16 protein-coding genes are annotated in these 14,376 nt (G+C 57.7%); 9 read left to right on the plus strand and 7 right to left on the minus strand.

The features are described 5' to 3' along the window. Positions 1–2 precede the first annotated feature (2 nt). Together ACM6IR_RS15065 and ACM6IR_RS15070 are read right to left on the minus strand one after the other, a co-directional pair. A complete protein-coding gene (locus ACM6IR_RS15065; protein ID WP_414908461.1) occupies positions 3–1,796 on the minus strand; it encodes a DUF1302 domain-containing protein in 1,794 nt (597 codons plus the stop codon). A 576-nt stretch (positions 1,797–2,372) separates the two neighbouring features. Beyond that, positions 2,373–3,281 (minus strand): membrane dipeptidase, encoded by a 909-nt coding sequence (locus ACM6IR_RS15070; RefSeq protein ID WP_414908462.1) that lies wholly within the window; start codon positions 3,279–3,281, stop codon positions 2,373–2,375. A gap of 302 nt (positions 3,282–3,583) precedes the next feature. Here ACM6IR_RS15070 and ACM6IR_RS15075 point away from each other — a divergent pair, with 302 nt between their 5' ends. Continuing rightward, positions 3,584–4,351 carry an N-acetylmuramoyl-L-alanine amidase gene (locus tag ACM6IR_RS15075; RefSeq protein ID WP_414908463.1) on the plus strand — a complete coding sequence of 256 codons (768 nt, stop codon included), beginning with the start codon at positions 3,584–3,586 and terminating at the stop codon, positions 4,349–4,351. Between the two features lie 76 nt (positions 4,352–4,427). On the opposite strand, the gene ACM6IR_RS15080 is transcribed toward ACM6IR_RS15075, so the two are convergent. From ACM6IR_RS15080 to ACM6IR_RS15095, 4 genes are all read right to left on the minus strand, one after another. Continuing rightward, complete coding sequence (locus ACM6IR_RS15080) at positions 4,428–5,339, minus strand: SDR family oxidoreductase (RefSeq protein WP_414908464.1); 912 nt, start codon at positions 5,337–5,339, stop codon at positions 4,428–4,430. Between the two features lie 221 nt (positions 5,340–5,560). Then, complete coding sequence (locus ACM6IR_RS15085) at positions 5,561–6,463, minus strand: alpha/beta fold hydrolase (RefSeq protein ID WP_414908465.1); 903 nt, start codon at positions 6,461–6,463, stop codon at positions 5,561–5,563. After that, on the minus strand, positions 6,463–7,245 hold the full coding sequence (locus ACM6IR_RS15090; RefSeq protein ID WP_414908466.1) for a class II aldolase/adducin family protein: 783 nt from the start codon (positions 7,243–7,245) through the stop codon (positions 6,463–6,465). The genes ACM6IR_RS15085 and ACM6IR_RS15090 overlap by 1 nt, the downstream gene beginning before the upstream one ends. Before the next feature lie 205 nt (positions 7,246–7,450). Further along, positions 7,451–7,906 carry a flavodoxin gene (locus tag ACM6IR_RS15095; RefSeq protein WP_414908467.1) on the minus strand — a complete coding sequence of 152 codons (456 nt, stop codon included), beginning with the start codon at positions 7,904–7,906 and terminating at the stop codon, positions 7,451–7,453. A gap of 153 nt (positions 7,907–8,059) precedes the next feature. Here ACM6IR_RS15095 and ACM6IR_RS15100 point away from each other — a divergent pair, with 153 nt between their 5' ends. Continuing rightward, positions 8,060–8,536, plus strand: a complete 477-nt coding sequence (locus ACM6IR_RS15100; protein WP_414908468.1) for a PAS domain-containing protein — start codon at positions 8,060–8,062, stop codon at positions 8,534–8,536. Between the two features lie 54 nt (positions 8,537–8,590). Continuing rightward, positions 8,591–9,196, plus strand: a complete 606-nt coding sequence (locus tag ACM6IR_RS15105) for a hypothetical protein (protein ID WP_414908469.1) — start codon at positions 8,591–8,593, stop codon at positions 9,194–9,196. A 3-nt stretch (positions 9,197–9,199) separates the two neighbouring features. Here ACM6IR_RS15105 and ACM6IR_RS15110 read toward each other — a convergent pair whose 3' ends face one another. Next, positions 9,200–10,159: a MerR family transcriptional regulator gene (locus ACM6IR_RS15110; RefSeq protein ID WP_414908470.1), complete on the minus strand. Its 960-nt coding sequence runs from the start codon at positions 10,157–10,159 to the stop codon at positions 9,200–9,202. A gap of 299 nt (positions 10,160–10,458) precedes the next feature. Between ACM6IR_RS15110 and folM the strand changes: the two genes are divergently transcribed. The 6 genes from folM to ACM6IR_RS15140 all read left to right on the plus strand — a co-directional run bounded on the left by folM (position 10,459) and on the right by ACM6IR_RS15140 (position 14,273). Further along, a complete protein-coding gene (folM, locus tag ACM6IR_RS15115) occupies positions 10,459–11,169 on the plus strand; it encodes a dihydromonapterin reductase (protein WP_414908471.1) in 711 nt (236 codons plus the stop codon). 21 nt (positions 11,170–11,190) lie between these two features. Continuing rightward, on the plus strand, positions 11,191–11,766 hold the full coding sequence (folE, locus tag ACM6IR_RS15120) for a GTP cyclohydrolase I FolE (RefSeq protein WP_414908472.1): 576 nt from the start codon (positions 11,191–11,193) through the stop codon (positions 11,764–11,766). 2 nt (positions 11,767–11,768) lie between these two features. After that, positions 11,769–12,140, plus strand: coding sequence for a dihydroneopterin triphosphate 2'-epimerase (folX, locus tag ACM6IR_RS15125; RefSeq protein WP_414908473.1), 372 nt, complete (start codon positions 11,769–11,771; stop codon positions 12,138–12,140). A 96-nt stretch (positions 12,141–12,236) separates the two neighbouring features. Next, entirely contained in the window at positions 12,237–12,533 is a 297-nt protein-coding gene (locus tag ACM6IR_RS15130) for a DUF1244 domain-containing protein (RefSeq protein WP_414908474.1), read from the plus strand. After that, positions 12,526–12,864, plus strand: a complete 339-nt coding sequence (locus ACM6IR_RS15135; protein WP_414908475.1) for a HopJ type III effector protein — start codon at positions 12,526–12,528, stop codon at positions 12,862–12,864. Before ACM6IR_RS15130 ends, ACM6IR_RS15135 begins: the two co-directional genes overlap by 8 nt. Positions 12,865–13,022: 158 nt before the next feature. Further along, positions 13,023–14,273, plus strand: coding sequence for an aspartate aminotransferase family protein (locus ACM6IR_RS15140; RefSeq protein WP_414908476.1), 1,251 nt, complete (start codon positions 13,023–13,025; stop codon positions 14,271–14,273). Positions 14,274–14,376: the final 103 nt, after the last annotated feature.

A 14,376-nucleotide genomic window follows, 5' to 3' on the forward strand; every position in this document is an offset into this window, starting at 1 on the left:
GATCAGAAGTTCACGCCAACACTCAGCGCCAGGAAGTCGCGATCTACCAGGGTGTTGTAGTCACCGCCGAAGAAATCGGTGTAACTCAAGCTCGCGGTATAGGTATTGCGGTAGTCGGCATCGACGCCGACGCTGATGGCCTTGGCGCCTTCGTTGAACAACCCGTTGGGGCCGTAACCGGACACGTCGTGCGACCAGGACAGGTTGGGTTTGAAGTTGATCCCGGCAACGACGTTGTTGTAGTCGAGGATGGCGCGGGCGCGGTAACCCCAGGAGGTCGACGTGACGAAACCGTCGGTGTCACCGCCAAAACCGTATTGGCCGTACACCGAATCCCGGCCGTAGCGCAGCTTGCTGCGCGACTCCAGCCCGCCGACCCGGACAACCGCCGCTTCGCCCACGAGTGTCAGGCGGTCGGCGCCCGCCACCTGATCGATGAAGTGCGTCAGGGTGCTCTGGACCTGCGTGATTTCCTTGCGCCGGTAGCCTTTGTTGTCGGCACCGGGGCTAGTCGCGATAGGTGATGCGGCACCGCCCGCGATCGGGTTGAGCATCGCCAGGGTCAGGTCGGTGCTGTTGATCTGCACCGGCGCGTTGGGCCGATAGCTGATCTCGCCGGTCCACGCGGTGCCGGTCGGCAACGTAGTGGAGAAACTCGCGCCGTAGAGGCGAATGTCTTCCGGGTATTCGAGGTAATACTGGCCGCGACCGAGCATCACACTCTGCGCGAGGGCCGAGCCGGTGCCGGGCGCAACACGGTTGGCGGTGGCGACGATCCCCGGAATACTCGCCAGCGTGCCCGGTCCGGCAGTGCTGGTGCCGACCGTTGGCGTGCGGCTGTGGTAGTTCATGAAATACAGGCCGTACTCGGTGTCGTCACCGAGCCAGCGCAACGCCGTCCCCCATTGCCCGGAGTCGCGGGCATCGCGGTCCCCGCCACGGGGAACGATCACGCCTTCCCTGCCGACCTCAAAGCCCTGGCCAAACGCAGCAGCGATCGGTTGCAGCGGCGCAATGGCCGGGCTCCCAACGGTGTACCCCTTATTGCAACCGTCCGCCGCCACGTCGCTGCCAAAGAACGTGCCGCAGTTATCGAGAACGGTCTGGTCCCATTCCAGTTGATAGAACGCTTCCACAGTGAGCTTGTCGGTCAGCCCCTGGGAGGCGAACAGCATGTTCACCGGAATCAGGCCTTCCTTGATCTCCGCGCCAGGACGGCGGAACGCCGACACGTCGACCGGGTTGATGCTGTTGATCGAGTTGCCGATGAAGGTACTTTCACCCCAGCTGACTACCTGCTTGCCGGCGCGCACCGTGCCCGGCAGATCGGCGATGGAATAGTTGTGATAGACGAAGGCATCGAGGATCTGCGCACCAGAGGACTTGGCGCCTTCCTTGCGGCCATGGTCACTGATCTGTTTGAAAGGGCGGTCTTCGTCCTGCAACTCGAAGTCGTACCAGTATTTGCCACGGACGAACACGCCGGTGTCGCCATACTTCAATTCGAGATCGTGAATGCCCTTGAAGATCTTCGAGAAGGTTTCACCCTTCTTGAAGTTCAGTCGCCCGTCGTCACCGGTCGACGCCTGGCCGGTGCCGCCGTTGACGATCCCTACCAGGGACTTATCGGCATCGCGCATGCCCCAGCTCGCGCCAACGGACAGCGAAGAATCAAACGTCCCCTCGATTTCCCCAATGTTGAATGAAACAGCCTGTGCCTGGGCACAGCAACCCAAGGCAACCGCAGCGGCTAGCGCTTGCGGTGTGAAGATGGCGCGCATTGTTGTTTTTGTCATGCGTCTTCCCCGGTGAGTGACAGAAGGCCCCACCCTACTGCCGCCCGCTGGGGGCGATAAGCGCACCAAGGAGGTATTCGCGGTGTCGCTCTAAAGAATGAATGGCCGTCAGGATTGGAGGATTGCGCGGGGTATGGATGGGCTGGATGGAGGGTTATCAGCCGAACGCATCAGATAGGCAACCGCGCACCTGTAGCAGCAGCCTGCGGCAGCTGCTTCGGAGGTCAGCATCATGACTGTTGCCAACTCTGTAACGGTGCATGTCAGGAATCGCTATTTTTCCTTTTGACTCAAACGCTTATTCTTGCCGGGCTTTCACGGCAAACGGCCTGAAAGCACGAAGCAATGGCACGTGATCCGCCTGCTCCATTAGCCGCAGATTTCAGATGCGTTGAAGATTTTCAGCTCGTCACCCGTGTACACAGACGTTGATTTGTAGCTCCTTGATTTAACGTCTTACTTTGGCCGCTGCGTTTGCAGCGGCCTTTTTTATGGGCGATGGTTTGCAGGGCGCGAGTTAAACATCCGGTGAAGACATCTTGCGCGCTGATCGACTTGAGTCTACTCACGTATTGTTCAGGCTTGCAGCCAAGTGGCTTCGGCTACCCGCATGAAGTTGTCGCCGAATATGGCGTTGATGTCAGTGTCTTGGTAGCCAAGGTGCTCGAGCGCCCGAGCGATCTCTGGCAATTTTTCAGGTTGTAGTTGAGTTTGAGCGCTCACACCCCCGTAGTAAGCCTTCGGCCACCAGGCTTCCTCACTCACACCATCAGGCAGGTCATTCAGATCAGGGTAGAGTTCGGTATCAAGACCCAGGCCAATATGTGCAGCGCCAACGCGTTCCGCCAAATAGTCAATTTGGCGAACAAAAGCGTTCACGGACGCTTGAGGGTCACCCAGAAATATCCCGAGTCCCGTCAAGCCGATAACACCGCCTGAGGCGGCGCAGGCGAGTATCTGTTCGTCATCGATAGTACGGGGATGATCAAATATAGCGTTGATATTAGTATGAGAAAAAACGACTGGACGCTGTGACAACTCCATAATCTCAAGACTGGAACGCTTGCTGGCGTGTGAGCAGTCCATGACGATGCCTGCCGTGTTTATCGCCGCCACGATTTCACGTCCAATGGACGAAAGTCCGATACCCGCTCCGTGACAGCCGCCGGCGCAGCCATTGTCCCTGTTATAGGCAAGCAGTATCTGCTTCACCCCAAGCGAAGCAAATAACGCGACCATCGCTGGATCCTGCAAAAGCATATTCGAGCCTTCCAGATCAAACGACACCGCCAACTTTTTTTGATCCCGTGCACGATAAATGTCGGCAACATTTCGCACCAACACGAGTTTGTCCGTGTGATAAGTGATCCAGTTTCTGAAGCCTGCAATGACCTGCATCACTGTAGGAAAGGGAGTCATGTCCATGCCAACGTTCACTGAAACATGGTGGAAACCAGCTTTTTGATAGCGAAGTAATGCAGACATGTCCTGGTTTGGTAGAAGAGGAAGACAGGCATGCGCTTCCCACCTGATACCCGAAGCACCTCTCGAATTTGACTCAGTGTTCGCATGTCTCACGCTAGACTCCAGATGTATTTGCGTTCACACAGGGTACCGTTTATATCACGTGCATCTCGCTAAGCCGCTACTGCCTACACACACTAGAGAGAGTGCCTACAAGGTTCTGTAAGCATGCGAAGCGCCACATCGAATAAGGTTAATTTCAAGCCAGCCATTATTTTTATTAGCACGCTGACTTCAACCTAATTCATTGTGAGCAATCCCTCATGAAACCTATTAATTACAACAAGCATCGCGCCACTAAAAGTTTCAACAGTCGAATACGTTTTCTAATTTTTCACTACACGGCCGGTAACTTCTCCAGTTCGGTCAATGCACTGACCGGGCCGAATGTCAGCGCCCATTATCTGGTTCCCGATATCACTGATCCGAGCTATATCAAAGCAGGTTATACCGGGCAGGAAGTCTTCAATCTCGTCGACGAAACCCATCGCGCATGGCATGCGGGCGTCAGCCAGTGGGGCAATCGCAGCAATCTGAACGATACGTCCATCGGCGTCGAAATCGTCAACCTTGCGACGTTTGACCAAGGGGTTTTCAACTTCCCGCCGTATCAGCCAGAGCAAATTTGCGCGATTGAGGAATTGGCGCTGAACATCCTTGAACGCTACCCGGATATCAGCCCAACCCGTGTTCTGGGGCACTCCGATATTGCGGCAGGCCGCAAAAGTGACCCTGGGCCGAAGTTTCCCTGGCATGCACTTCACCTGAAAGGTGTCGGCGCCTGGTTCGACGAGGCCACCCGGGATACTTATCTGCAGCAATACAACGAAACCGGCATCCCCACCCAAACCACATTGCTGACATTGTTCAAGACTTACGGGTATGACGTTTCCGGCGCATCAACCGAACAAGGCTTCACACAACTTGTTCGAGCCTTTCAATTGCACTTTCGCCCGGAAATTTACGACGGGATCATGGACGCGCAGACGGCCGCGCGTCTGGCGGCATTGGTTCACAAGTATTTTCCTTGATGACCTCCGCAAACCAGACTTCGGGTCCTGATTTCAAAGAGCAGCAAGGTCGAGAGCACTGACCTTGCTGGTTTTTTTAAAGCGAATATTTCTTCAAGTTCCCCATCATTTCCTTGAGCGCCTCTATGTTGTCCTTCGGATGCGCCGCCCCCTCGAAATCGCAAATTTGCTGCCAATGCGCCGCGACATCTTCCGGCGAGAAACCGACCCGTGGATCAAACCCGGCGCCCAGGCTGCGTTCCCAACGCACTTTGCCCATCCAGCCGCCACCGACTTCGAACAGTCCTGACGTTTCCTGGCAGTTCTCGCTGGCGAGGTACACCACCAACGGGCTGACGAGTTCCGGTTTGAGTTGTTCGAAGACTTGCGGCGGGATCAGGCCTTCGGTCATGCGGGTGCCGCCGGTGGGGGCGATGGCGTTGACCAGGATGTTGTTCTTGCGGCCTTCGATGGCGAGGGTGCGGGTCAGGCCGTAGAGGCCGAGCTTGGCCATGCCGTAGTTGGACTGGCCGAAGTTGCCGTAGATGCCTGAAGTCGAGGCGGTGAAGATCACGCGGCCATAGTTTTGCTCACGCAGGTGCGGCCAGGCAGCGCGTGTCACTTTGTAGGCGCCTTCGACATGAATGCGATAAACCAGGTCCCAGTCGTCGTCTTCCATTTTGTGGAAGGTTTTGTCCCGCAGGATCCCGGCATTGTTGACCACGACGTCGACACGGCCGAAGACGTCGAGGGCGTGCTGAACGATTTTGTCACCGTCGGTGACTGAGTCGTGGTTGGCTTCGGCGATGCCGCCCGCCTCGCGAATCTCCGCCACCACGCGATCGGCCGCCGAAGCACTGGCGCCTTCACCCTGCGCCGAACCGCCGAGATCGTTGACGATGACTTTGGCGCCTTGCCTGGCGAACAGCAGGGCATGGGCCCGCCCAAGTCCTCCACCGGCACCCGTGATGATCACGACTTTATCTTCGAAGCGCACAGACTCATTCATTGGGGGGACTCCAGCAGGCCAAGGGGACAATGAGTCCGAGTGTCAGGCACGGCGCTGCGGGTCACAATGAACACGGCGGAGCTGAATGGTGCTTGATAAGGCTAGGGGATGATGGCGTTTTAGATTGGGATTGATATTGGGGTGATGGGGAAAGATCGCAGCCTCGTTTCACTCGACAGCTCCTACAGAGTGAAACGAGGCTGCGATCTTTCAGACCCGACTCAGGAGCAAGCCACCTTGCGCGGCGGTGACACTAACTTGTCGCGAAACTCCAGGTAATGCTGGAGCACCTGCCCCGGCGCCTCACTCTGCGGGTAATGGCCAATGCCGGGTAGCAGCACCGTGTCGGGGCTCGGGATCAGCTGCCGATAGCGCGCAACCATGTGTGCGCCGGAGATCGGATCGACCTCGCCATCGATCACCCGCAGCGCCACTTCACCGCGCTGCATGGCGGCGACCCAACGATCACGTTGGGCACGTCGCTCGGGGATGTAGGCGATCAGTTTGTGCAAGATCCGGGGCCCGTGATTGCTGTCGACCAGGCTCCAGAAATCGTCCATCTCGCTTTCTGAGGGGCGGCTGTCCGGACCAAAAATCTGCTGAAAACTCTTCACCAGAGCGTCACGGGAAAAGGCTCGGCCGATCATCCAGCCCAAGGGGCTGAGCAAGAGTTTTTGCATCAATATCGGGCGATGAGTTTCGGGAAACAGGCCGCCATTGAGGAACACGCAACTGGCGATATGAATACGCGCTTCGTAATGCCGGGCCAATAGCTCCTGCGCCACGCTGTCGCCATAATCATGGGCCAGCACGTGCACCGGTTGCTCGACCTGCAAGTGTTCCAGCAGTGCCTGTTGCAGATCGGCTTGCTCCAGCAGCCGGTACTCGTGATTCATCGGTTTGGCGGAATCACCGAAGCCGAGCATGTCACAAGCGATGACTCGATAGCGCTGCGTCAGCGGTTGCCATAGGTAATGCCAGTCCCAACTGGCCGTCGGGAAACCATGAATGAGCAACAGCGGCTCACCCTGCCCCGCCGTCCAGTAACGGATCGCCTGGCCACGAAATACAAACGTCTGGCCGCGTTTGCGCCAGACACACAGGGGAATCTCCGCGAGTGGCATTAGAGTTTATACCCAGGGTCTTGTTTATCGAGTTTACGCAGTAGCGCTGGCCAGGCCAGTGCCCCACCCATCCCTTGAGCACTTTTGGTGACGCCGGCAATCATCGCCTTGGCGCCCGCCAGAATCTGCGGTTCGATAGCGATCAGCTCGGCGCCCCCGTTTTGCGCCAGCACCTGGATATCGCAGGCGCGCTGGAAGGTGAACATCATCAGGAACGTGTCCGCGATGGTGCCGCCACAGGTCAGCAGACCGTGGTTGTGCAGCATCAGGAAATTGTTTTCACCAAGGTCGGCTTGCAGGCGCGCCTTCTCTTCATGGTTCAGCGCAACGCCTTCGTAGGCGTGATAAGCCAGGCTGGACAGAACAAACAAGGACTGCTGGCTGATCGGCAAAACGCCTTGCTTCTGCGCCGACACCGCGACCCCGGCCGCCGTATGCGTGTGCAACACACAGACAACATCGTGACGAACCTCGTGCACGGCGCTGTGAATGGTGTAGCCCGCCGGATTAATCTCGTAGGGGCTGTCCATCAGCTTGTTGCCGGCCTGATCGACCTTGACCAGACTCGACGCAGTCATCTCGTGGAACATCAGCCCGAACGGGTTGATCAGAAAGTCTTCGGTGCCCGGCACCTTGGCCGAGATGTGCGTGAAAATCAGATCATCCCAGCCATGCAGGGCGACCAGCCGATAGCAGGCCGCCAGATCGACGCGGGTCTGCCACTCGGCGGCACTGACCCGGTCTTTTACACTGTCGGGGGATTGGAGGGGGGTTACGCTCACGACAAGGACCTCCTGATTCTTATTGTTTTTAACGTAACAGCAGTCTAGTCAGCCCCCGAGGTTGTTGTAGTTGCATTGGCAGCCAGCTTGATGGCCGTGCGAGTCAGCGGGCGGACGGGAGTGCCCCCTGTCAAAGTTATGCCGCCAGACATACCTCCATGAGCCATTTCCGGCGCCCCGTCATAACCCTGCGCCGCCCTGCTGGTCAGCCCTGCAGCGCGGTCACCAGCTCTGCTAGCCAAGGCTCGGCGTCGGCTTCAGGCGTCACGCTTTCGCTGGCGTCCAGGCGCAGCATTGGCAGGACTTCACGAATGCCCAACTCGCCGAACAATTCACGCATCATCTCGCCTCCACCACAGAACGTGTCGCCATAACTGGCGTCGCCCAAGCCAATCACTGCACCCGGCAAGCCACGCCAGGCAGCAGGCAACTGATCGCGAATCGTTGAGTACAGCGGTTGCAGGTTGTCCGGCAACTCACCCATGCCGGTGGTCGACGTCACCGCCAGCAACGCTTCGGGGCCAAAAGCCTGAATATCGACGAGACTCGCACGCGGGTTGTGCCAGGTTTCAAAGCCAGCGGCTTTCAAAATGTTCGCGGAGTGGCGGGCGACTTCTTCAGCCGTGCCGTACACCGAGCCGGAAAGGATGGCGACTTTCATCAATCTGTTCCTGAAGCTGCATTAAAGAACGGGGATATTAACAGCCAGAGCCAAAAAGCTGCGATCCGCTCTCATTTGGCGCCAATGGCCAGTAGACGCAGCCCAGTGTTCTTCTAGACTGCAGACCTTAATCAATGTGGAAAGGACTCTCACGTGATCAACGCCCAATTGCTGCAAATGGTGATCAACGCCTCCAACGACGGCATCGTGATTGCTGAAAAGGAAGGCGAGCACGACAACATCCTGATTTACGTCAACCCGGCGTTCGAACGCCTGACCGGTTACACCCGCGACGAAATCCTCTATCAGGATTGCCGTTTTCTTCAGGCAGGAGACCGTGACCAAGAGACGCTCTCATTGATTCGCGAGGCGTTGAGCAGCGGTGGCACCTGCCGGGAAATCCTCAGAAATTATCGCAAGGACGGCACGCCGTTCTGGAACGAGCTGTCCCTTTCAACGGTGAAAAACCCAAGCGATGGGCAGACGTATTTTGTCGGTGTGCAGAAAGACGTCACCGCGCAGGTCAAGGCACAGCAGCGAGTGGCGCAACTGGAAGCGCAATTGGCAGACCTTCAGACTGAACTGTCTGCAATCAAAGCGACGAACGGTAAAAACAAAACCTCGAATTAATGGTCATTAACTACAATCACCGAAGACTTTGTCACTAAACCTTTCGAGCAAGCCATGCAACGCGACGCACTCCTGACCCAGGATGAGCTGGATTTTATCCAGAAAATGCAGCACAACCCGCAGCTCAATGTGCGGGATGCGACGTCGAGCCTGCTCGTTAACGGTGGATCGCAGATCCGTGATTTGCTCACGCGCCTGGCGGCTCATGAGCAAGTGACCATTCAGGCCAACTTCGAAAACCAGCAAATAACGTTTCCGCTGCACTTGGTGGAAGACGAGTTTCACGCCCTGCATTTACGCCTCGGCGTCCCCAGTATCTATGAAGACGGTCCGCTGGTACGGCCTTGGCGGCTGGTACTCGAAGAGCCGGTAGCCCTGGAAAATGCCAGCGGCCAACCCGGCACGATGTGGGTGCATGAAGTGTCGTTCAAAGGGGTTTTGCTGGAAGTTCGCAACAAGACCAAACCACCAAAACATTTCGCCTTGTGGTTCAGCCCATCAGGGTATGAGCGGATCGCGTTGCGCGGCACCTTCGAGAAAGAAACCGAGAATGGCTTCTACGCCTACCAGTTGAGTCAGAGTGACACCGACGAAACCGAGCGGCTGCGCCAGTACATCCTGCAGCAACATCGGTTGACTCATCCCGCACTGCATCTCTGAGTCTCAAGTATCCAGGTTACCTGCCAGGAACTGTTTCAGACGCTGGCGCATCATCACGGCTTCGTTACCCAAGCATCCAATCGACGATCCGGCCAGGCTCGCTTGCGCCAGATCGGACGCATCGCCTGCCAGAAACAACTGGCAATCAAGACCCATCGCCAAGCGATTCAAACGCCGTGGCAGTTCAGTAGCCGGCGCATGATTGGATAACAGCACCAGCGCCTGGGGCTTTATCCGCTCGCAGACGAGGGGCAATTCGTCGAATGGCTGACTGAGCGTCAGCACCTGAATCGCCGAATCGACACTGCTCAGAAACAGCGCCGTCACCAGCACCTCGAATTCATGACACTGACCTGCCAACGCGCAGACAATCACTCGCCGAGGTTGCATGACACGCACGAGCAGCAGGCGTTGCAACACACGAGAACGCAGAAAACCATCCAGGAAAAGCCACTCGCTGGTCTGACCGAGCGCTTCCTGGCGCAGCATCAATTGCTTCCAGAGCGGAATCAGAATGTCCTGAAATACCACGGTCAGCGGGTAACTGGAAAAGACCTGCCCATAGACCTGCTCCAGCTGAACCTCGTCAAACGCACTCACCGCTGCCTGAATCTGCTGTTGCCATTGGGCGTAGTCGGCGAGTACCAGTTCATTGGGAATGATGTGCGCCAGTGCCTTGAGCGGTTCGGTTTTGGCCAATATCTTGCCAATTTTGCTCACTGCAACACCGCGATCTATCCAGCCAAGGATGCTGCGGACCTTCTCGATATCGGCCATTGAATACAGACGATGCCCGCTTTCGGTGCGCGTGGGCTGGATCAGGCCATAGCGACGCTCCCAAGCCCTGAGTGTGACCGGGTTGACTCCTGTCAGGCGCGCCACCTCACGAATCGGAAACAGTTCTTCCTGCTCGAGGGGGAGAGCGGACGGCAAAGCAGGGACAACGTCAGTCAGGACAGGCATAAGGTTGTCTACTTCCATTGTAAATGTATCCCATTTCAATTGGATCCCATTCTAACTCGCATGCCCCCTGACCATTCAAGCCTTGATCAACGACGAATGCGGCAGAATCAGGAAGAACCCTTGTGGGAGCGAGCCGGCTCCGGGCGGCGTTTCGACGAAGAAGCCGGAACATTCAACACCCTTGTTGACCGACCCACCGCCATCGCGAGCAGGCTCACTCCCACAGAGGATGCCCCAGCAATAGGTAGTCGACTCCCGTCGCTGGTATAGTTTTGCTCTTACCGCGACGCGAGCCGTTCATGACCCCATCTTCCGCTCCGATTCTCATCACCGGTGCCGGCCAGCGTGTCGGCCTGCACTGCGCGCAGCGATTGCTGGAAGACGGCCATCCGGTGATTTTCAGTTACCGCAGCGAACGCCCCGGCGTACAAACCCTGCGCGATCTCGGGGCGACTGCGATATTCGCGGATTTCGCTTCCGAAGCCGGAATCTTCGCGTTCATCAGTGAGCTGAAAAACCACACCGATCACCTGCGGGCGATCGTTCACAACGCTTCCGAATGGCTGGCTGAAACGCCGGACACCGACGCCGCAGCCTTCATCCGCATGTTCAACGTGCACATGTTGGCGCCTTACCTGATCAACCTGCACTGCGCAGACTTGCTGCAACGCTCGAAACCGGCCGACATCGTGCACATCAGCGATGACGTGACCCGCAAGGGCAGCAGCCAGCACATCGGCTACTGCGCCAGCAAAGCCGGGCTCGACAGCCTGACCCTGTCCTTTGCCGCAAAATATGCGCCGACGATCAAGGTCAACGGTATCGCGCCAGCCCTGCTACTGTTCAAGCCTGACGACGACGCCGCGTACCGCGCCAAGGCGCTGGCGAAGTCCGCGCTGGGGATCGAACCCGGCAGCGACGTGATCTACCAAAGCCTGCGTTATTTGCTCGACAACCCTTATGTCACCGGCACGACACTGACGGTCAACGGCGGACGGCACGTTAAATAAGTTGCCCCGCGAGGATGTTCCATGACGCTATCCCTGCCCCAGAACGCCCTATCCCAGAGCTACCGCGAGATCCTCATCGGCCTCGGTGAAAACCCGGACCGCGAAGGCCTGCAAGACACTCCCGCACGCGCGGCCAAGGCCATGCAGTATCTATGTCATGGTTACGAACAAAGTGTCGAAGAGATCGTCAACGGTGCGCTGTTCGCTTCCGACAACGATGAAATGATCATCGTCGACAACATCGAGCTGTACTCGCTCTGCGAACATCACATGCTGCCCTTCATCGGCAAGGCGCACGTCGCTTATATTCCAACGGGCAAGGTGCTGGGCCTGTCGAAGATTGCCCGACTGGTGGACATGTTCGCCCGCCGCCTGCAAATCCAGGAAAATCTTACCCGGCAAATCGCCGAGGCGGTGCAACAGGTGACCGACGCAGCGGGTGTAGCGGTCGTCATTGAAGCCAGGCACATGTGCATGATGATGCGCGGCGTCGAGAAACAGAATTCAACGATGAACACCTCAGTGATGCTCGGCGCCTTCCGTGAGTCGAGCAATACCCGCCAGGAGTTCCTGCAATTGATTGGACGGAGCAAGTAGCAATGCCACAACTTCAACCAGGAATGGCACGCATCAGGGTCAAGGACCTGTGCCTGCGTACTTTCATCGGGATCAACGAGGATGAAATTCTCAACAAGCAGGATGTACGGATCAATCTGACCATCCTGTACGCGGCTCAGGACGCGGTGCGTGACAACGACATCGATCACGCGCTGAATTACCGAACCATCACCAAGGCGATCATCGCCCACGTGGAAGGTAATCGTTTCGCGCTGCTCGAACGCCTGACCCAGGAAATTCTCGATCTGGTCATGGCCAACGAGTCGGTGCTGTACGCCGAGGTCGAAGTCGACAAGCCCCATGCCCTGCGCTTTGCCGAGTCGGTGTCGATCACACTCGCGGCAAGCCGCTAAGCTTCAAGCCTTAAGCTTCAAGCGGTAAGCTAAGCCACCGCAAACCACATCTTGCAGCTTGAAGCTTGCCGCTTGAAGCTGTCTCAAAGAGACCTTATGAACGATCAACAACGCCTGGAACTCGAAGCCGCCGCTTTTCGCCGGCTGGTCGCCCACCTGGACAGCCGCAAGGATGTCCAGAATATCGACCTGATGAACCTTTCGGGTTTCTGCCGCAACTGCCTGTCCAAGTGGTACAAGGCCGCCGCTGACGAGCGCCATATCGACGTCAGCCTCGATGACGCCCGCGAAGTCGTCTACGGCATGCCGTACGCCGAGTGGAAAGCCCAATATCAGCAAGAAGCCAGCGCCGAACAACAAGCAGCGTTCGCCAAAGGAAAACCCAATGAGTGATTTGAACACCCTGCGCGCCAGCCTCAACAGCGGCGAACACGCTTTCGCCGATACCCTGGCCTTCATCGCCGCCGGTTACGACTACCAGCCTCAGGCGTTCAACAACGGCGGCGTGGAAAACGCCGCCGGGCAGAACGAAGGTTCGTGCAAGACGTTGGGGCTGGCGCTGCTGGAAGACCTGAGCGATGAAGAAGCGCTGTTGGCGTTCGGCGAGCATTACCGCTCGGTGGTGGCTACGCCAGAAGGCAGCGATCACGGCAACATCCGGGCGCTGATTGCCCATGGATTGGCCGGCGTGAAGTTCACTCAACAACCGCTGACTCGCCGCTGATTCAGGATCACCCTCTGTAGGAGCGAGCTTGCTCCTACAATTGATTAGCGACACATCCCGACTTTTAAGATTGACCCGGCGACTTTATTTCGTTTGCCGGGCACCTCCGCTCACGGCTTAGATAAAAAGAAGCATCCCTTCTTCTGAGTCAGGCAATTATGAGCAGCGAAAACATCAGTCGGTCGATCAACATTGTGCATCCCGTTACGCTCAGCCACGGCAAGAATGCCGAGGTCTGGGACACCGATGGCAAACGCTACATCGACTTTGTCGGCGGCATCGGGGTGCTGAACCTCGGCCATTGCCACCCGCGCATCGTCGACGCCATTCGCGAACAAGCCACCCGGCTGACCCACTACGCGTTCAACGCCGCTCCGCATGCCCCCTACATCGAACTGATGGATCGTCTCACCGCGTTCATTCCGGTGGATTACCCGGTCAGCGGCATGCTCACCAACAGCGGCGCGGAAGCGGCGGAAAATGCGCTGAAGATCGTCCGTGGCGCGACCGGCCGCACCGCTGTCATCGCCTTTGACGGAGCCTTCCACGGCCGCACGCTCGCCACCCTCAACCTCAACGGCAAAGTCGCGCCCTACAAACAAAAGGTCGGCGTACTGCCGGGCCCGGTGTACCACCTGCCCTTCCCCAGCAAAGACAACGGCGTGACCTGTGCCGAGGCGCTAAAGGCCATGGACCGACTGTTCAACGTCGAGATCGACGTCGATGATGTCGCCTGTTTTATCGTCGAACCGGTTCAGGGCGAAGCCGGTTTCCTGGCGATGGACGTGGCGTTCGCCCAGGCGTTGCGTAAGTTCTGCGATGAAAAAAACATTCTGTTGATCGCCGATGAAATCCAGTCCGGCTTCGGCCGCACCGGGCAGCGTTTTGCCTTTTCGCAACTCGGCATCGAGCCGGATCTGATCCTGCTGGGCAAAAGCATCGCTGGCGGCGTGCCGCTGGGCGCGGTTGTGGGGCGCAAATCCCTGCTCGACACGCTGCCCAAGGGCGGCCTGGGCGGCACTTACTCAGGCAATCCCATCGCTTGCGCTGCAGCGTTGGCGACCCTGGACGAAATGACTGACGCGAACCTGCAAGCCTGGGGCACGCAACAGGAAGAAGCGATTGTCAGTCGTTATGAGGCCTGGCGCGCCAGCAAGATTTCACCCTGTCTCGGACGCCTGACCGGCATCGGTGCAATGCGCGGCATCGAACTGATCAACGCCGATGGCACACCGGCCTCGGCGCAGCTGACACAGTTGTTGGCCCTGGCACGAGACGCGGGCTTGCTGCTGATGCCCAGCGGCAAATCGCGCCACATCATTCGGCTCCTGGCGCCGCTGACCACGCAAGCGGCAGTGCTGGAAGAAGGGCTGGATATTCTCGAGGCGTGCCTTGCAATGCTTTCCTGAAAGCAACGTGCAATCCGGGACTGACGTAGCGAATTATGTTCGCTTGTCGCCCCGGAATTTGCCCCGCAATACTGACCAAACACCATTTCTGTAGGAGCCAGGC

It is taken from the genome of Pseudomonas sp. IT-P253, assembly GCF_949768125.1.
Classification (GTDB): Bacteria; Pseudomonadota; Gammaproteobacteria; order Pseudomonadales; family Pseudomonadaceae; genus Aquipseudomonas.

Coding starts and splice junctions, on each gene's coding strand:
- ACM6IR_RS15110 (WP_414908470.1), bottom strand. CDS start 10,159: ATGCCTGTCCTGACTGACGTTGTCCCTGCTTTGCCGTCCGCTCTCCCC.
- folE (WP_414908472.1), top strand. CDS start 11,191: ATGACGCTATCCCTGCCCCAGAACGCCCTATCCCAGAGCTACCGCGAG.
- ACM6IR_RS15105 (WP_414908469.1), top strand. CDS start 8,591: ATGCAACGCGACGCACTCCTGACCCAGGATGAGCTGGATTTTATCCAG.
- ACM6IR_RS15070 (WP_414908462.1), bottom strand. CDS start 3,281: ATGTCTGCATTACTTCGCTATCAAAAAGCTGGTTTCCACCATGTTTCA.
- ACM6IR_RS15080 (WP_414908464.1), bottom strand. CDS start 5,339: ATGAATGAGTCTGTGCGCTTCGAAGATAAAGTCGTGATCATCACGGGT.
- ACM6IR_RS15095 (WP_414908467.1), bottom strand. CDS start 7,906: ATGAAAGTCGCCATCCTTTCCGGCTCGGTGTACGGCACGGCTGAAGAA.
- folM (WP_414908471.1), top strand. CDS start 10,459: ATGACCCCATCTTCCGCTCCGATTCTCATCACCGGTGCCGGCCAGCGT.
- ACM6IR_RS15140 (WP_414908476.1), top strand. CDS start 13,023: ATGAGCAGCGAAAACATCAGTCGGTCGATCAACATTGTGCATCCCGTT.
- folX (WP_414908473.1), top strand. CDS start 11,769: ATGCCACAACTTCAACCAGGAATGGCACGCATCAGGGTCAAGGACCTG.
- ACM6IR_RS15135 (WP_414908475.1), top strand. CDS start 12,526: ATGAGTGATTTGAACACCCTGCGCGCCAGCCTCAACAGCGGCGAACAC.
- ACM6IR_RS15075 (WP_414908463.1), top strand. CDS start 3,584: ATGAAACCTATTAATTACAACAAGCATCGCGCCACTAAAAGTTTCAAC.
- ACM6IR_RS15130 (WP_414908474.1), top strand. CDS start 12,237: ATGAACGATCAACAACGCCTGGAACTCGAAGCCGCCGCTTTTCGCCGG.
- ACM6IR_RS15085 (WP_414908465.1), bottom strand. CDS start 6,463: ATGCCACTCGCGGAGATTCCCCTGTGTGTCTGGCGCAAACGCGGCCAG.
- ACM6IR_RS15065 (WP_414908461.1), bottom strand. CDS start 1,796: ATGACAAAAACAACAATGCGCGCCATCTTCACACCGCAAGCGCTAGCC.